The sequence below is a fragment of the Nonomuraea fuscirosea genome (assembly GCF_035917475.1).
Taxonomy (GTDB): domain Bacteria; phylum Actinomycetota; class Actinomycetes; order Streptosporangiales; family Streptosporangiaceae; genus Nonomuraea; species Nonomuraea fuscirosea.
This window is the reverse complement of sequence record NZ_CP109074.1, coordinates 4,352,919-4,370,005: the sequence shown is the minus strand read 5'-3', so window position 1 is coordinate 4,370,005 and position 17,087 is coordinate 4,352,919. Positions and strand designations below refer to the sequence as shown.

14 protein-coding genes are annotated in these 17,087 nt (G+C 69.5%); 10 read left to right on the top strand and 4 right to left on the bottom strand.

The genetic code is table 11. The annotated features are described in order from the left end of the window. Positions 1–40: 40 nt before the first annotated feature. Positions 41–454 carry a Fur family transcriptional regulator gene (locus OIE67_RS19960; protein ID WP_326642472.1) on the bottom strand — a complete coding sequence of 138 codons (414 nt, stop codon included), beginning with the start codon at positions 452–454 and terminating at the stop codon, positions 41–43. Between the two features lie 230 nt (positions 455–684). Between OIE67_RS19960 and OIE67_RS19955 the strand changes: the two genes are divergently transcribed. From OIE67_RS19955 to OIE67_RS19935, 5 genes are read left to right on the top strand one after another with little or no spacing between them, the layout of a single operon-like run. After that, a complete protein-coding gene (locus OIE67_RS19955; protein ID WP_326642470.1) occupies positions 685–2,238 on the top strand; it encodes an ABC transporter substrate-binding protein in 1,554 nt (517 codons plus the stop codon). Next, positions 2,220–3,212 carry an ABC transporter permease gene (locus OIE67_RS19950; protein WP_326642468.1) on the top strand — a complete coding sequence of 331 codons (993 nt, stop codon included), beginning with the start codon at positions 2,220–2,222 and terminating at the stop codon, positions 3,210–3,212. Before OIE67_RS19955 ends, OIE67_RS19950 begins: the two co-directional genes overlap by 19 nt. Then, on the top strand, positions 3,212–4,117 hold the full coding sequence (locus tag OIE67_RS19945; protein WP_326642466.1) for an ABC transporter permease: 906 nt from the start codon (positions 3,212–3,214) through the stop codon (positions 4,115–4,117). Before OIE67_RS19950 ends, OIE67_RS19945 begins: the two co-directional genes overlap by 1 nt. Beyond that, on the top strand, positions 4,114–5,004 hold the full coding sequence (locus tag OIE67_RS19940; RefSeq protein ID WP_326642464.1) for an ABC transporter ATP-binding protein: 891 nt from the start codon (positions 4,114–4,116) through the stop codon (positions 5,002–5,004). Before OIE67_RS19945 ends, OIE67_RS19940 begins: the two co-directional genes overlap by 4 nt. Continuing rightward, positions 4,997–5,686, top strand: coding sequence for an ABC transporter ATP-binding protein (locus OIE67_RS19935; RefSeq protein WP_326642461.1), 690 nt, complete (start codon positions 4,997–4,999; stop codon positions 5,684–5,686). Before OIE67_RS19940 ends, OIE67_RS19935 begins: the two co-directional genes overlap by 8 nt. Before the next feature lie 289 nt (positions 5,687–5,975). On the opposite strand, the gene OIE67_RS19930 is transcribed toward OIE67_RS19935, so the two are convergent. Continuing rightward, positions 5,976–7,817: a glycosyltransferase gene (locus OIE67_RS19930; protein ID WP_326642459.1), complete on the bottom strand. Its 1,842-nt coding sequence runs from the start codon at positions 7,815–7,817 to the stop codon at positions 5,976–5,978. Positions 7,818–8,020: 203 nt separating this feature from the next. Here OIE67_RS19930 and OIE67_RS19925 point away from each other — a divergent pair, with 203 nt between their 5' ends. Next, a complete protein-coding gene (locus OIE67_RS19925) occupies positions 8,021–8,383 on the top strand; it encodes a hypothetical protein (protein WP_326642457.1) in 363 nt (120 codons plus the stop codon). A gap of 261 nt (positions 8,384–8,644) precedes the next feature. After that, positions 8,645–9,697 (top strand): bile acid:sodium symporter family protein, encoded by a 1,053-nt coding sequence (locus tag OIE67_RS19920; protein ID WP_326645409.1) that lies wholly within the window; start codon positions 8,645–8,647, stop codon positions 9,695–9,697. A gap of 83 nt (positions 9,698–9,780) precedes the next feature. Here OIE67_RS19920 and OIE67_RS19915 read toward each other — a convergent pair whose 3' ends face one another. Beyond that, complete coding sequence (locus OIE67_RS19915; protein WP_326642454.1) at positions 9,781–10,521, bottom strand: ABC transporter permease; 741 nt, start codon at positions 10,519–10,521, stop codon at positions 9,781–9,783. A gap of 85 nt (positions 10,522–10,606) precedes the next feature. Between OIE67_RS19915 and OIE67_RS19910 the strand changes: the two genes are divergently transcribed. Next, on the top strand, positions 10,607–10,813 hold the full coding sequence (locus tag OIE67_RS19910; protein ID WP_326642453.1) for a hypothetical protein: 207 nt from the start codon (positions 10,607–10,609) through the stop codon (positions 10,811–10,813). 82 nt (positions 10,814–10,895) lie between these two features. Here the strand turns inward: OIE67_RS19910 and OIE67_RS19905 are convergent, their stop codons facing one another. Beyond that, positions 10,896–13,934 (bottom strand): Tn3 family transposase, encoded by a 3,039-nt coding sequence (locus tag OIE67_RS19905; protein WP_326642451.1) that lies wholly within the window; start codon positions 13,932–13,934, stop codon positions 10,896–10,898. A 223-nt stretch (positions 13,935–14,157) separates the two neighbouring features. Between OIE67_RS19905 and OIE67_RS19900 the strand changes: the two genes are divergently transcribed. Further along, complete coding sequence (locus tag OIE67_RS19900; protein ID WP_326642449.1) at positions 14,158–15,462, top strand: DUF4158 domain-containing protein; 1,305 nt, start codon at positions 14,158–14,160, stop codon at positions 15,460–15,462. Further along, complete coding sequence (locus OIE67_RS19895) at positions 15,428–17,080, top strand: transposase (protein WP_326642447.1); 1,653 nt, start codon at positions 15,428–15,430, stop codon at positions 17,078–17,080. The genes OIE67_RS19900 and OIE67_RS19895 overlap by 35 nt, the downstream gene beginning before the upstream one ends. Positions 17,081–17,087: the final 7 nt, after the last annotated feature.

Here is a 17,087-nt window from a genome sequence, read left to right as displayed (position 1 = left end):
TTGCATATAACTCGCAACAACCATAGTTCCGCAACTACCTTCAGGCATGCCTGCAGCGGCGGCAGTGTCCGCTCAACACTTGGCCGTCGGCATCCATCGCGAAGCCACTGCACGCCATCACCGCCGCTGCCGCTTCGGACAGGTGATCGGCGGGCAGCTCGACGAGCGTGCCGCAGCGGCGGCAGATCAGGTGATGGTGTGGGGCCACGGCCAGGCCGAAGAGGGTCTCGCCGGCGTGGTCGATGCTGTGTAGCACGCCGCGCCGCGTCATCACGCTCACGTTGCGGTAGACGGTGGAGACGTTGATCGTCTCGCACAGTGAGGACACCAGCGTGTGCAGGCGCAGGGCGCTGAGGTGGGTGGCCTGCTCGCGCAGGATGTCCAGGATCAGCAGGCGCGGCACCGTCCTGCGCAGCCCGAGCCGGGGCAGGACTTCCCCGAGGTCGGCGTACACGTCCGGCGGGCGTACCTCGATCGTGAACCACTCCTGTCGGGCTCGCGGTCACGGATTGGTGATCAGCAGCAGACCTGCACATCATAGGCTTCTGCAAACGACATGCAACTAGGGCATCCGGCGCGGCCCCCGGTGGCGAACAGGAGTCGTCCGGCACTCGATGAAGGCGCCGCCTGCCCAGCTATTGCAAGTTTATTGCAATAGCCATAATCTCGCTTTAAGGTCGCCGCATGAAGTGCAGATCAGCCCTGTTCGGGACGATGCTCGTGGCGCTCACCGCCTGTTCGGCCCCGACGCAGCCCACGACACAGTCCACGACGCCGAAGGCGCAGGACACCGTCGTCCTGGGCCTGGGGTCCGAGCCGGACTCGCTCAGCCCGGTGCTCGGGTTCGCGCCGGACGGCGGCTCTCTGCTCTACGACGGGCTGGTGCGCCGTACCCCGGATCTGAAGCTGCAACCGGCTCTGGCGGAGGCGATACCCGAGGTCGAGGGGACGCAGGTGACCTTCACGCTGCGCCAGGGCGTCACCTTCCACAACGGCAAGCCGCTGACCAGCGCCGACGTCGCCTACACCTACGGGCAGCTGCTGAAGGCGGCCAACAACTCGCCGATCCGCGGCGACTACGCCGCCATCGAGAAGGTGGAGGCGCCGGACGCGCGCACGGTCGTGTTCCGGCTGAAGTACCCCTACGCGGCGATCCTGCAGCGCGCCACGCTCGGCATCGTGCCGGACGGCTCGGACCTCAAGAGCGATCCCGTCGGAACGGGACCGTACACGTTCGTGTCGTGGGCCAAGGGTGACAAGATCACGCTGAAGGCCAACGATCGCTATTGGGGTACCAGGCCCGCGATCAAGACGCTGGTGCTGGCGTACACGGCCGACGACAACGCGCGGGCCACCCGCATGGCGGCCGGCGAGTTCACCGCCACCGAGCTGCCGCCCAAGGCGGTGGCGCAGTTCAGGAACCAGCAGGGCGTGACGGTGTACGAAGCCCCCAGCGCCGACTACCGGGGCGTGATGTTCCCGCTGGAACAGCCCGTGACCGGCGATGTGGCCATCCGCGAGGCGCTGAACCTGGCCGTGGACCGGGCCGCGATGGTCTCGGCGATCCTGGCCGGCGCGGGCAGCCCCGCCTTCGGCCCGATCGTGCCCGGCACCGACTGGCACAACCCGGCCGTGACCGGCTCGGCTGCGCCGGAGCGCGCCAAGGCCGTCCAGGTCCTGGAGGCGGCGGGATGGAAGGCGGGCTCTGACGGCATCAGGGCCAAGGACGGCACGCCCGCCCGCTTCACCCTCATGTACCCGGCGGGCGACTCGCTGCGCAAGGAGCTGGCGCTGGCCATGGTCTCGGACGCCAAGCGGATCGGCATCGACATCCGTCTCGCCGGCCTGGACTGGGACGCCATCTACCCGCGGATGGCCGAGGACGCGCTGATCATGGGCTGGGGCAGCCCGTACGACCCGGACTACATCAACTACGAGCTGTTCCACTCCTCCTACATCGGCCAGGGCTCCTTCAACCCCGGCCGCTACAAGGTGCCCGAAGTGGACAAACTGCTCGACACCGGCCGCCAGACGTCCGACCCGGCCGCGCGCAAGAAGGTCTACGACGCCTTCCAGCAGCGGATCAGCGACGACCAGGTCTGGGTGTACCTGGTCTTCCTCAAGCACACCTACGTGGTCCGCGGCAACTGGTCGGGCATCACGGTCGGGGTGGAGGCGCACGAGCACGCCACCGGCGGGCTGTTCAACACTGTCCCTGAGTGGAAGCCCGCCTCGTGACCTGGCTGAAGATCGTGGCCTGGCGGCTGGCGTTCGCGGTGCCGCTGCTGCTGGCCGTCACGTTCGCGATGTTCGCCCTGGCCAAGGCGTCCCCGTTCGATCCGGTACGTCAGTACCTGGGCGAACGGGCGATGGTCACCGACCCGCGCATCAAGGCTGAGATCAGGGCGAACTGGGGGCTGGACCGGCCACTGATCGAGCAGTACACCACTTGGCTGGGCCACCTGCTCCGCGGCGACCTGGGAGAATCCCGGTCGCTGCGGCTTCCGGTCGCCCAGGTGATCGGCGAACGCCTCGGCTGGACCCTGCTGGTCGTTGGCTGCGCGCTCGTGCTGATGCTGGCCGCCGGGCTGGCCCTCGGGACGCTGGCCGCCTGGCGGCGCGACTCCTGGCTGGACCGGCTGATCAGCGGAACCGCGTTCGCCAACGAGGCCGCCCCGGTGTTCTGGATCGGGCTGCTGGCGATCTGGCTGTTCGCGGTCAGGCTAGGCTGGCTGCCCGCGGGCGGCCTGACCGACGCCGGCTCGGCCACTATCACGCTGCCCGACCTGGCCCGGCACCTGGTGCTGCCGGTGGCGGTGCTGGCCTTCTCGCAGGCGTCGTGGCTGCTGCTGTTCGTCCGCGAGTCGGTGATCGGCGTGCTGCGCGAGGACTTCGTCACCGGGGCGCGGGCGCGCGGGCTGCGCGAGCGGACGGTGCTGCTGCGGCACGCGCTGCGCTCGGCCCTGCTGCCGTTCATCACCATCATGGGAGCGCGGGTGCCGGAACTGGTGACGGGGGCGATCCTGGTGGAGGCGGTCTTCTCCTGGCCGGGGGTGGCCGGGACCACGATCAAGGCGGCGCTGGCGGTGGACTTCCCGCTGCTGGCCGCGCTCACCCTGCTGGCCACCGTGGCGGTCTTGCTGGGCAATCTGGTGGCCGATCTGGCCTACACGGTGGCCGACCCGCGCGTGCGCGTGCTGGGGGTGAGCTGATGACCACCACACCGGCGGCCCCGGGCCGCGACACCAAGACGTGGCGGCGGGCCAGGCTGATCGGATCCGGCCGGGTTGCTCGTCGGTCCGCCCGCCGCCACCTTCTCGCCCTGCTCACCCTGGCGGTGCTGGTGCTGGCCGTCGTGCTGGTGCCCCTGGTGGTCCGTCTGGATGAGCAACTGGTGGATCTGCGCGCGGCCGGGTTGTCGCCGTCCCTGGCGCACCCGTTCGGCACCGACGAGGTCGGCCGGGACGTGCTGCTGCGCTCCATCTACGGGCTGCGCGTCTCGCTGCTGGTCGGCCTGGTCGCAGCGGCGGTCAGCGTGAGCATCGGCGGCCTGGTCGGGCTGGCCGCGGGCGCGGCCGGCGGGCCGCTCGACCGGCTGCTGATGCGCGTGGTGGACGGCGTCAACTCCATGCCGCACCTGCTGCTCGGCATCTTCATCGTGGCGCTGTTCGCGCCCAGCCCGATCGCGGTGATCGTGTCGGTGGTCCTCACCCACTGGACCACCGCCGCCCGCATCGTCCGCTCCGAGGTGCTGTCGCTGCGCGGCCGGCCGTTCATCGACGCCGCCATCTCGGGCGGCTCGTCCCGGCTGCGCATCATCCGGCGGCACTTCCTGCCCAACCTGGCGCCGCACCTGCTGCTGGCCACGGTGCTGATGGTCCCGCACGCCATCTGGCACGAGACCGCGCTCAGCTTCCTCGGCCTGGGCCTGCCCGCTCACCTGGCCTCGCTCGGCAACATGATCAACGATGGGCAGCGGTCGCTGCTGGCGGGCGACTGGTGGTCCAGCCTGTTCCCCGGCCTGCTCATCCTGACCCCCACCCTGGCGATCTACGCGCTGGCCCAGCACCTGCGCGACCGCGCCAACCCGCGCAGGAGATCGGAGCTGGCCCTGTGAAGCTGCACGTCGAAGGGCTGTCGGTACGCTTCCGGCTCCCCGGCGCCGTAGTCCATGCCGTCACCGACGCCCGCTTCACGCTGCGGCAGGGCCGCTGCCTGGCGCTGGTGGGGGAGTCCGGCTGCGGCAAGTCCGTGATGGCCCACGCGCTGCTCGGCCTGCTGCCCGCCAACGCCACCGTGACCGGGCATGCCTGGCTCGACTCCCTCGACCTGATCGCCGCGCCGGAGAAGACCCTCGCCCGGCAGGTACGCGGCCGCCGCATCGGCCTCATCCCGCAAAGCCCCGCCGCCCACCTCACCCCCGTCCGCACCGCCCGCGCCCAGCTCGCCGAGACGCTGCGCGAGCTGGGCCGTACCGACAGCCCCGACGCGCTCGCCCGGCGCGCCGGGCTGCACCCCGCCGACCTCGACCGCTACCCGCACCAACTCTCCGGCGGGATGGCCCAGCGCGTCGCCAACGCCCTCGCCCTGGCCGGCGACCCGCCGTTGCTGCTCGCCGACGAGCCCACCACCGGCCTGGACCGCCCCCTGGTCGACACCACCATGGCCGAGCTGCGCCGGCTGTGCGACGAAGGCCGCGCGGTGCTGCTCATCACCCACGACCTACGCGCCGCCGAACAGGTCGCCGACGACATCGCCGTCATGTACGCCAGCCGCATCGTCGAACACGCCCCCGCCCAGGCGTTCTTCGGCCGCCCCCGCCACCCCTACGCACAAGGCCTGCTGGACGCGCTGCCCACCCGCGCCTTCACCCCGATCCCCGGCCAGCCGCCCGAGCTCACCCGCCTGCCCGACGGCTGCGCCTTCCAGCCGCGCTGCCCCCGAGCCAGCGCGCTGTGCCAGGAGCAACCCGTCCTGAACGAAGTGGCCTGCCACCATGCTTGAAGCCGCCGACATCACCCTCTCCTACGGCCGCCACCAGGTCCTGGACGGTGTCTCCCTGACCATGACGCCAGGCCGGACACTCGGCCTGGCCGGGCCGAGCGGATGCGGCAAGTCCACGCTCGCCCGCGTCCTGGCCCTGCTGCTGCGCCCGTCCGCCGGCACGCTCACCCTGGACGGGCAGCCGATCATCCGCTGGCGGCACCGCGCCCCGCAGCGCACCTCGATCGGCCTGATCTTCCAGCAGCCCCGGCTCGCCGTGGACCCCCGCCTCACCCTCCTGGACGTGATCGCCGAACCGCTGCGCGCTGCCCGCCGCCCCCTTGACCGGGCCGACGAGCTGGCCCAGGAGATGGGTCTCACCCCCGAGCTGTTCACCCGCCGCCCGCGCGAGGTCTCCGACGGCCAACTGCAGCGCGCCTGCGTCGCCCGCGCCCTCACTCTCGAACCCCGCTACCTCATCTGCGACGAGATGACCACCATGCTGGATGCCTCCACCCAAGCCCACCTGGTCACCAGGATCGAGGCCTACCGCGAACGCACCGGCGCCGCGGTGCTGGCCATCAGCCACGACGCCGAACTACTGGACCGCTGGTCAGGCGGCAACGTCCGCACCTGGCAACACCATCCGGACGCCATGGTGAGCGGATCCGGCCGCAGATTTCGCGGGCGCGAGGAGGGGTGATCTTCAGGGCGAACGTGCGCGAGGCGCTCGGCGGTGAGATCTACAGCAATCGGCAGACGTATCCTGGCTATTCCAGGCAAGCCGCCAGGGTCGGCGACCACACCGTGGCAGCCCTGTTCACCCAGCACCGCGCGCGATGAGGCACAGCAGGCGCAGGCGCGCTCCGCCGTTTGCTGGACACGCCCCTCCTCGAGGTTCTGAGCACAGGTCTACGTCGCCCGGGCGCGCTGCTTTGACTCGTGAGCGGGCTCGCTGAGGCGATGACGGTGCCGCGCGGACCTGTGACCGATCAGCGGCCCGCCTCCAGCTCGGCCAGCAGTTCCTCCCAGCACCGGCCGACGACCTCGGGTGTGTAGCGCTGTGAGGTGGTCAGCGCGGCGCTGCCCATCGTGCGGCGCCCGGTCTCGTGGTCGATGAGGAGCCCGATCGCCGCGGCCAGGGCGGTGACGTGCTGCTGCGGGACGAGGAGCCCGTCGTGGCCGTGCGTGATGATCTCGCCCGGCCCGTGCGGGCAGTCGAAGGCGACCACTGGCACGCCCTTGCTCAGTGCCTCCAGGACCGTCATCGGGAATCCTTCGCGGCGGGAGCTGAGCACGAAGATCGAGGCGTCGTCGAGTTCGGCGCCGACATCCCGGCAAGGGCCGGGGAACTCGACCGTGCAGGCCAGGCCGAGCTCGCCGGCCAGCTTGATCAGGCGGGCGCGCTCGGGTCCTGAGCCGACGATGCGCAGCCTCCAGCCGGGGCGGGCGGCACTGACCTGTTCCCAGGCGCGCAGGAGGAGGTCGAAACCCTTGACCTTGGCCAGGCGGCCGATCGCGATGACGGTCTCGGTGCTCAGCGGTGAGGGGCCGCCGGTGAGGGGCGGCGTGGCGTTGGGGATGCGCAGCAGGTGCCGCGGTGTACGCGGGCCCAGTGCCACGCGGTAGGCGCCCAGATCGGTCTCGGTCAGGGTGACGAGCGCGTCGAGTCTGCCGTACCTGCGGGCGATCAGGTCCCGGACGGCCGGCTGGTGGGAAGCCAAGCCGGTGTGCTCCTGCCCGATCGTGATCACGCCGGGTGGGGCCAGCAAGGCGGCTGCCAGGTTGAGGCCGGGTCGCGTGGTGATCAGGACGCCGCTCTGCAGCCCGCGCAGGAAACGCAGCAGGGCCAGGTCGGTACGCAGGTCGAACCTGTCGTAGGCGGCCTCCTGCCGCGGGATGAGCCTGCTGCGGAGCAGCCGCGTGAGCAGGGCGGCGCGGGGTCGGCGGGCGGTGTGGTCGTCCAGGAAGGTGACGCGCACGCCGGGCGGGGTCTCGAAGAAGGGCTCGTCCTTGGTCTTGGTGACGCTGACGATCTCGACGTCGTGCTGGGCCGCCAAGCTGCCGGCGAGGGTGAAGGCGGTTCGGATGGTGCCGCCCATGCCGTACGCGTGCAGCAGGAGGATCTTCACCTGCCGGGTGCTGGGCGGCCCGGCCCGGCGCGCCCTGCGGCGGTTGCCCGCGCGAAGCAGGAACACCCCGAGCCGTCGAGCGAGCCATCGCACTGGCCGTCGCGCGTTGGCGGCCAAGTGGATGGCGGCCAGCGTGAGGATGATCGAGCCCAGGGTGTCGGTGGGATAGTGCGCCCCGAGATAAACCCTCGCCGTCATCTGACCGGCCACCAGCACGCCGCCCGCCGCCACAACGGGCCAGAAGAGGCGGGTCCTCCTGGCCAGCAGCGCCACGGCGACCACCAGCGACAGCGTCAGGCACACGTGACCGCTGGGAAAGCTGTCAGGGCCGAGCTCCCGCACCAGAGCGTGGATGGCCGGGGGCCGGGGACGGGCGACGACCACCTTGACCAGCGCACCCACACCCCACCCCGCGGCGATCACCAGCAGCACGCCCGCGGCCGCGCGCCTCCGTCCCGAGACTGCGACACCCACGACGAGGAGCGCGGCCAGGACCGTGCCCACGACGTTGCCGAAGCCCACGTTCAGCACCTGCGCCACGGTGGTCGGCCACGGACCGCGCAGCGACTGCACCGCCTGGCTCACCCTGGTGTCCGCCGCGGTCCACGCCGGCGTGCGCGCGGCCAAGCCGACGACCACCCCCACGCCCAGGAACACGGCGGAAACCGGCACCGGGACGGTCGTTGTGCTGCCTGATCTCATGAACGAACGGTAGAGAAGGACGAGACAGCGCCCGCTCAGCACTCGGTTAGTGTGGCGCTAACCTTCGCGCACGCGCGAGAAAGCGTGCGGCCGTGATTCGGGCCAGGATTAACCTCACGTTACGGTTGGCCGAACCTGCCGCTATCCCGCGTTTCCGCAGACTGAGGGCGTCAGTACGACGTCAATGCATCGGAGATATGTCAATGCGTAAGTCTGTGATCATCCCCGGGCTCGCCGCCGTGGCCGTCCTCGTGGCGGGCGGCGGAGCTGCCGCGTACGCCTCCTCCCTCGACCAGACCCCCGCCCCCTCCCCTTCCTCCTCCCAGTCCTCCGCTGCCCCCTCCGAGCAGGCCCCCGAGACCGAGGCCGCCACGCCCGAGGAGAGCGCGGAGCCGAACGAGGGCACCACGGAGGACGAGCAGGGCCAGAAGTCCGAGGCCGAGGACGGCAACGACGACAAGGGGCAGGAGGCCGGTACCGAGACCCAGGAGGATAAGCAAGGCCAGGCGGGTGACCAGCACGAGCAAGAGGGCAAGGGCGACGCCTCCGAGCCCGAGGATGGCTGAGCACGACGCCGACTGAGATCGAGGACGGCTGAGCCAAGCGCGCCGGGCACCCTGGAATTCGCTGTGCTGGGGTGTCCGGCTCGCTCCTGAGCGTTTCGGCGCTGCGCCCGCAGTCGCGGCCGCCACAGGCACCGCAGATCCTCGGGTGGCGATGCACCAGCGGGCTCCTGGCCGACCAGGGCGGCCCTCCGCCATGGGTTACGTCAAATTCCTCCCCGCTCAAGCGCCCTCACTGAAAGTAATCGATAGGTTGCTTAAGTGATGATCCGGATGGTGGGGACGGTGCAGCGACGGCTGCTCGCGTTGATGATCGTCTGTTACCTGCTGGCTGCGGTGGTGCCGCGGCCGGGCGAGGTTGTGCGGACGGTGGCGCTGCCCGTGCTCGGATCGGGTGGTTCGGTTACGGTGCCCATGATCTTGCTGGCCGTGATGTTGTCGGCCGCGGGTCTTGGCGTGCGGGTGCGGGATCTGCGCACCGTGCTGGGCAGACCTCTGCGGCTGGCGTCGGGCGTGGCGGTGAACGCGCTCCTGCCGGTGGTGCTGTTGCCGGTCGCCGCGCTGTGCCTGCGGGCCTGGCCCGACGCCGCCGAGGTGGAGTGCCTAGCGGTCGGATTGCTGCTGGTGCTGGCGATGCCGATCGCCGGTGGAGCGGCGTCCTGGGGGCAGCACGCGGGTGGCAACGTTCCCTTGGTGGTCGCCATGGTCGTCGGCTCGACAGTGCTCAGTCCTTTCACGGTTCCGTGGGGACTGACCGTGTCCGCGGCCCTGGTCGGTCCGGCGGGCGCCGGCAGCCTCGATGACACGGCGCGGCTGGACGGGCTGGCCGGTACGGCGGGCGCGGGCGCGTTCGCCCTGGCCGTGATCGTGCTGCCCTGCCTGACCGGGATCATCGCGCGCGCCATGCTCGGAGAGCGGCGAGCAGCACGCATCGCCCCGGTCGTCAAATTGGTCAACATCGTGAACATCCTGCTGCTGTGCTACATCAACGCCTCCGGCGCGCTCGGGCGGGCGCTGTCACACCCCGACCCCGACTTCCTGGTCCTGGCCGTCGGCGTGGCCGGCATGATCTGTTGCGTGTCCTTCCTCGCCGGCAGGTGGATATCCCGATGGACCCGATGCGACACCCCCGACGGCATCTCGCTCACCTTCGCCACCGGCATGAACAACACCAGCGCGGCGGCGGTCCTGGCCGCGAGCTGGTTCGCGCACCGTCCGCAGGTCCTCCTGCCGATCCTGGCCTACAGCCTGCTGCAGAAGCTCGCCGCCGGCCTGTTCGGAACCCGGCCGCCCGCCCCACCGGCGGCCCAGTCATGAGCCCTCCCACGCCGTCTCAATGACGCGCTTCGCCGACCCCACCCCGCCGAACCGCCGAGCCGGGAGGCGCCAGGCCAGGCGGCTCACCTGAAGCAACCACGCGCGACCATCTCAGTCGTCACCAAGATCGCGACCGCCTCGGCGGCCAGCAGAGCCACCAGGACAACGAGCTGCACCACTCCGGCCTCGGCCGGGCTCGCCCCACCGAGCAGCATCCCGACGAAGGCGCCAGGAAGGGTGACCAGCCCCACCGTACGCGTCTGATCCAGCGCGGGCACCAGCGCCTGAGCCGCCGCCGGGCGGCAGATCTCCAGCGCCGCCTCCCTGGGCAGGAAGCCCAACGCCAAAGCCGCCTCCACCTCTCCCTTTCGCTGGACCAACTCCTCCACGGCCCGCCGTCCGGCCAGGGAGGTAGCGGTCAAGCAGCCACCCAGCAGGATCCCCGTGATCGGGATCACCACGATCGGCTCCAGGGAAATCGTCCCGCTCACGGCCAGCACCGCCAGCACCGGCGCGGCGCCCGCCGCGATCGGCACCGCCGCCCACCATGCCTTCCGGCCACGCGTGATGCGCCGGCCCGCGGTGAAGGCGGCCACACCGTACATGAGCAGGACGAATCCCGCCGTGGCCGCGAAGGAGGCGATCACCCAGGCGATCAGCACGGAGACCACGCCGAGTTGGGCGGCCGCCCGCAGACAGGCAGTCAGGACCGCTCGTCCATGTCCGAGCCGGCCGAGCCACGCCACCAACGCGCCCAGCACGACGAGGGCGATCAAGGCCACCGGCAGCAGAGCGGTCAGGGAGATCAACGAAGAGGAACGCACAGCAGGTAGTGTGCCGCCGTCGACCACCTCGACGATCGCCGGGGCGCTTCCAGCACCTTGATCAATCCGCAGTAGCGGTGGGGCCGTGACCGCCGCCGACCTCAGCGCCCAGGGCTCCTCGATCGGGCCCCAATTGGCGGCCCGCCTCACTCTCCACCGCCCTGCAAACGCCCTGGCCAACATGCCCGGCGCCACCAGAAGCGGGCGCACCGTCGCCTTCGACGCCGAGACCAAGACGGCCGCCTACGGCATGCTCCAGGTCATCGTCGCGCTCACCCAGAACGGGCCGTAACCACCAAGGGGGTGGCCCGCGCCCGGCGCGGACCACCCCAGATCAACTGCTTGCGCCAGCTTTCTGATGGCACAAGCGCCGGTCAGAGCGTCAGCCCCAGCTCACGCAGTTGCGCGGGCCGCAGCGGACGCCAGCCGCTGGTGTCGAGCTTGGCCAGCTCCGCCTCGACATCCACGTTGATGACGCCGAAGAAGTTGATGTTGTCGCTGTGCCCGGGCGAGATGTGCGACAAGATCTCGTCCGGCACGTCCCGACCCTGGGAACGCAGCTCCAGCACCGCTCTGGAATAATATTCGGTCGTCCAGGCGACCACCGAGTTGGTCAGCAGAGTCAAGCACCACGCCTGCTCGCTCTGCTGTTCCAGATGCGGCCGGGTGATGGTGCCCTGCTGGGCGTAGTGCAGGTCGCGGCGCAGCGCGTGCAGGCTCTCGCCCTTGTTCAATTGCCGCGAGATCTTCCGCCTGAAAGCCGGGTCCGACAGGTATTTAGCCAGGTGGACGGTCCTTCTGAGCATGCCCCACTCCTTCAGCGCGGCGGCCAGGGTGTTCTGCCGCGAGGCGGCCGACCACTTGCCGACGATCAGCGAGGCGGTGGCCTGGCCGTACTTCAGAGACCCGGCCATCCGCAGCAGGTCCGGCCAGCAATCGGCCACCAGGTCCTCGTTCCAGCGCGCGCCCAGCAGCAGGCCGGCGTGCGGGTAGCGCCTGGCGATCTCGGTCGGGGTATCGTCCCGCACCAGGGTGACCCGGGTCAGATCCCGCATCCTCGGGGTGAGGGCCTTGCCGACCAGGTCGAACAGCGCAAAGTTGATCAGCGTGGCGCCGTGCGTATCCGTTGCGTGCTCGGCGATCGGGAGGTCGGTCGCGTTGCCGAGGAAGTCGTCCAGGACGTAGTGCGCCTCCCGCGCCGTCGGCACGATGATCTTCGTGCCGTACGTCGACCATTGATCGGAGACGTGGGTGTAGGTGGACAGCACCTGACCGCCGTAAATGACCATGGTGCGGGCGGTGGTGCTCTTGCCGCGGACGGGGAAGCGCTGGCCGTCGGAGGAGCTCATGGTGCCGCCGCCGAACACCTTGGCCAGCTCCAGGCCGTAGTGGTGGTCGACGATGACCGTGTTGGCCTCGCGCAGCGTTTCCTCCCGCACGTACCACTCCATCGTCCAGGCCAGCACGTCGTAGGAGACCCCGCATGCCTCCGACATCCGGGCCAGGCCCAGGTTCGTGGCCATCGCGATGAGCACGGCCAGGATGTTGCGCTTGGTCTCGGTCGAGGTGCTCAGCTTGCGGCCGCCGGCGTGGGTGAAGCAGTCCAGGAAGTGCGTGCGCGCGTCCAGTTCGATCAGCAGTGAGGCGATCGGCGCGAACGGCAGCATCGCGGCCAGCTCGTCTTTGAGCGCCTTGGCCTCGGCGGGTACGTCCTCGGCCGACAGCGGCGGCACCACCAGGTGCTCGTCCTCATCCAGCCGGACCATGCCGGTGTCGTCGGGAGCGGCGCCGGCCAGGGTCTGCTCCAGATCTTCCAGGGCCATGTGCAGTTCCTCCTTACCCTGCTGTAGTGCGTCCGCCGCGTTCGGTGGTTTGCCCACCAGGCGGCAGTACTCGCCTTGCCGGGGCGCCCACTGCTCTGGTGCGTACAGGTAGGTGGCCGGATCGGCGTAGCGGCGCGAGCCCGGCACGAACACATCCCCGCTGCGCAGCCCGTCGCGCAGGCACAAGATCACGCACAGTTCCCAGTAATGGCGGTAGGCGGTGTCCTCCCCGGACTTGCGGGCCTTGGCCAGGTAGCCGGCGTACTTGGCGGGCACGAAACCGGTCGGCGCCCCCGCGGGCACCTTCCGGCCGCCGAGCCGGTTCATCTCCTTCAAGACGGCCACCGCCTCCATCAGCTCGGCCGTGCCCGGCCCGCCCTGGAAGTCGATCGCGGCCAGCACGTTCGGGGTGAACTGGCGCAGGTAGGTGTAGGAGGAGTCCAGCTCAGACAGCCGGCCGTGGTCTTTGGGCAGCGGCTTCCACGCATCGGAGGTGATCTCCCGCAGTCGCTGCATGCCGATCCGCTCGCGCAGCATCCCGCCCACCTCATCGTCGGGGATCGACGGGTCGGCCAGCACCGGCAGGATCATCTCCATCACCAGCTGCCGGGCCTCACCTTTCTTGGCCCGCTCTACCAGAGCCTCATCCGTCTTGGACTTCGCCCGCGACTCCCGAGCCGACACCGCCTGGTCGAACAGGGCCACCACCTCATCGAGCTGGTCGACCGCGGCCTGGGCGACGAACGCCAGCAGGATCGGGAACTTGCGCTCCTTGCGCCGCTCCAGCCCCTGGTTGGTCGAGCGGCGCGCGACCTGGGCCAGGAACCGGCGGCGCTCGTTCGGCAGCACCGACACATCCATCTGGTGGGCGTCGATCGCGCGCAGCCAGGTCAGCTTGTCGATGGAGGTCTTCACCGAGGTCGCCGACGCGTCGCGGGCCAGGCTGACCAGCCACTCCAGCCGGGTCATCCCCAGCCCCGCATCCACGGCCAGCATCCGCTCCAGGTCGGCGCGGAGCTCAGCGGTCAGCAGGTGCCCCACCAGCTGCGAGGTCAGCTCGGCGGCCGCCTTGCGGGCCGTGCCGACCATCTTGGCCAGGATGAGCACGCCGGGCCGGATCACCTTGGCCGCCCTCAGATACTCGCGCGCCAGGTTGAACAGCAGCGTCGGCGAGTCGTGTTCCATCGCCCGGTCCAGCAGGAACTGCTCCAGCTCCTTCATCGCCTGGCTGCCCGCCGGGGCGGTCTGCCACTCCAGATACTTGGCGATCTGGCTCAGGTGATCCGAGCGGGTCTGATCGCGTTTGCCGTACAGCCGCAGCGCGGCCGGCGTCACCCCGAGCCGCTCGGCCACCCGCGCCACCGCCGCGGCCGGCGCTGAGGCCACATCGTCGGGCACGAACCCCAGCCAGGGCAGGCTACACAGCTGGACCAGCATGCCCAGCCGATCAACAGGCCCGCGCCCACCGGGACTCACGAACGCCACATCCGCCGCCGTCGGCGTGAAATACCTGATCAACTCATCGCCTGTGATCTCCGGGAACGAGCGCAGCTGCTCCAGCTGCTCCTCGGAGAACATCTTCTCGGACAACGCACCACCTCTACCTGCCGTACCGGACAAAACCGGAACGAACGTAGCGGCAGTGATCACCAACCCGTCAAACGCGGTCGTTAGTGCAGGTCAGGCATTACTTCGTTGGAAATTTCTTCATTGCTACCGGGACCCCTTTCGGAGCGGTGAATCCGGCTGGGCGGGTGGGGTTTCTGCTTGATCGTGTTCGTGTCGGAGACGGTCAGGTGGAGGGCGGGTTCGGGTGCGGCGGGAGTGGGAGCCGGAAGAGCTGATTGCGGCTTGGACGCTGCTGGACGGCGACTGGGAACTGGTGGGGAACAAGACGGGGGCGACCCGTCTGGGATTCGGCCTGATGCTGAAGTTTTTCGAGCTCGAGGGCCGGTTCCCACGGCACGTGGGTGAGCTGCCTAAGGCCGCGGTGGATTACGTGGCCGGACAGGTGAAGGTCGAGCTGGCGTTGCTGGCGGAGTACGACTGGTCGGGCCGGTCGATCGAGCGGCACCGGGCACAGGTGCGGGACGCGCTGGGATTTCGGGAGTCGACCCGGGCGGATGAGGATGTGCTGGCCGAGTGGCTGGCGGACAAGATCTGCCCGATGGTGTTCACCGATGAGGGATTGCGGGCAGCGCTGCTGTCGCGCTGCCGGACCTTGAAGATCGAGCCACCAGGCAGGGTGGAGCGGATCGTGGGCGCGGGCAGGGCTCGGTTCGAGCGGGAGTTCTGCCTGCATGTGCTGAACGGGCTGTCGGCGGACTCGGCGCGGTCGCTGTGGGAGCTGGCCACGGGTGAGGACGGCTTCCTGCTGGAGCTGAAGTCCGACCCCGGGCGGCTGGGGCTGGAGACGCTGCTGGAAGAGATCGTCAAGCTGCGACGGGCCAAGGCGCTGGGCCTGGCGGTGGATCTGTTCGGAGGGTACTCCGACCGGCTGGTGGCCTCCTGGCGGGCGCGGGCGATGGCCTCGCATCCCTCGGACTTCGCGGCGAATCAGCCGCCGGTCCGGTTGACGTTGGTGGCCGCATTGGCCTGGTCGCGGACGACGGAGATCACGGACGCGTTGGTCGATCTGTTCATCGGCCTGGTGTCGAAGATCAACACGCGGGCGGAGCGGAAGGTCGAGAAGGCAATCGAGGCCGAGGCCAAGAAGGTGCACCGCAAGACCGAGAAGCTGTTCTCGATCGCCGAAGCGTCGCTGCGGGCGCCGGAGGGCGCGGTCCGGCAGGTGGTGTTCCCGGCGGTGCCGGGCGAGGAGGCGACGCTGGAGGCGTTGGTGGCCGAGGCGAAGGCGGACGCCAGGGCCTATAAGGCTCGGGTGCGGACGGTGCTGACCAGTTCCTACACCTCCTACTACCGGCGGATGCTGCCCAAGCTGCTGGCCGCGATCGAGTTCAAGTGCAACAACACCGCCTACCGGCCGGTGATGGACGCCGTGGACCTGCTGCAGCGCTACGCCGACATCCCGAACACCACCCGCCACTACGACGCCAGCGAGAACGTCCCCATCCAAGGGGGTGGTGCCGGACGGCTGGCTGGAAGCCGTCGTCGATGACAACGGGGTCATCGAGCGGGCCTCCTACGAGCTGTGCGTGATCGTGTCGCTGAAGGACGCACTGCGCCGCCGCGAGATCTACGTCGCCGGCGCCCGCCGCTGGCGCAACCCCGAGGAGGACCTGCCGACCGACTTCGAGGACAACCGCGACGTCCACTACGAGAACCTGTACCAGCCGCTGGACTCCTCCGTGTTCATTGCCACGTTGCAGGAGGCGATGCGCGCCTCGATGGCAGCCTGCGGCCGAGCCGTCAGCAGGAACAAGTCCGGCAGGACGAAGGTGAAGACGCACCGCAGCGAGCCGCGCCGGCACATCCCCGACCTTGGCAAGCTGAAGGTCCCGGAGAACCTGAGGGCGCTGCACACCGAAATCGCCGCCCGCTGGGGGATCATCGACCTGCTGGACTTCGTGAAGGAGTCGGACTTCGTCACCGACTTCACCGACGCCTTCACCACGGTCGCGACCAGAGAGGCGACCCCGCGCGACGTGATCCGCAAACGGCTGCTGCTGGTGCTGTACGCGTTGGGCACGAACGTGGGGATCAAGCGGGTCGCCGACGGCGGCCGCCACGGCGAGACCGAGGCGGCCCTGCGGGCCACCCGGCATCTGTTCGTCAACCGCGACAACCTGCGAGCGGCGATCGCGACCCTGGTCAACGCCACGTTGAGGATGCGGGATCCGCTGTGGTGGGGCGACGGCACCGCGTGCGCGTCGGACTCCAAGAAGTTCGGGTCATGGTCGTCGAACCTGATGACCGAGTACCACGCCCGGTACGGAGGCCCGGGCGTCATGATCTACTGGCACGTGGACCGGAAATCGGTGTGCGTCTACTCCCAGCTTCGTTCCTGTAACGCCTCCGAGGTCGCCGCGATGATGGAGGGCGTGCTGCGGCACTGCACCGACGCCACCATCGACCGCCAGTACACCGATAGTCATGGCCAGTCGCTGGTCGGGTTCGCGTTCTCCTACTTGCTGGGATTCAAGTTGCTGCCGCGGATGAAGAACATCGCCCGGCAGAAGCTGGTGAAGGCCGACGCCGATGATCAGGTCCCGTCCTGCCTGACCGGCATGGTGGCCGACAAGCCGATCGACTGGGAGATCATCGCTCAGCAGTACGACCAGATGGTGAAATACGCCACCGCCCTGCGGCTGGGCACGGCCGAGGCCGAGCAGGCGCTGCGACGCTTCACCCGCGGCGGCCCCAAACATCCCACCTACAAGGCCATCGAAGAACTCGGCAAGGCGGTCAAGAGCGTGTTCGTCGCCGAGTACGTCGCCTCGCAGGAGCTGCGCCGCGAGATCCACGAGGGCCTGCAGGTCGTGGAGAACTGGAATTCGGCCAACACCGACCTGTTCTACGGCAGCGCCGGCACCATCCCCGGCAGCGACAAGGAGCTCCAGGAGGTCTCCATGCTCAGCCTGCACCTGCTCCAGTCGGCGCTGGTCTTCATCAACACCTTGCTGGTTCAGTCCGTGCTCAAGGACACCGCCTGGCAGAAGAAGCTGACCGACGCCGACAAGCGAGGACTTTCGCCGCTGTTCTGGTCCAACGCCAACCTGTACGGCACGATCGACATCGACATGAGCCGCCGTCTTGACCTCGACCTGGTCGCCTGACCCCCTT

Excerpts from the sequence above, each read along its gene's own strand:
- OIE67_RS19955 (WP_326642470.1), top strand. The coding sequence starts at position 685 with ATGAAGTGCAGATCAGCCCTGTTCGGGACGATGCTCGTGGCGCTCACC.
- OIE67_RS19945 (WP_326642466.1), top strand. The coding sequence starts at position 3,212 with ATGACCACCACACCGGCGGCCCCGGGCCGCGACACCAAGACGTGGCGG.
- OIE67_RS19935 (WP_326642461.1), top strand. The coding sequence starts at position 4,997 with ATGCTTGAAGCCGCCGACATCACCCTCTCCTACGGCCGCCACCAGGTC.
- OIE67_RS19930 (WP_326642459.1), bottom strand. The coding sequence starts at position 7,817 with ATGAGATCAGGCAGCACAACGACCGTCCCGGTGCCGGTTTCCGCCGTG.
- OIE67_RS19925 (WP_326642457.1), top strand. The coding sequence starts at position 8,021 with ATGCGTAAGTCTGTGATCATCCCCGGGCTCGCCGCCGTGGCCGTCCTC.
- OIE67_RS19920 (WP_326645409.1), top strand. The coding sequence starts at position 8,645 with ATGATCCGGATGGTGGGGACGGTGCAGCGACGGCTGCTCGCGTTGATG.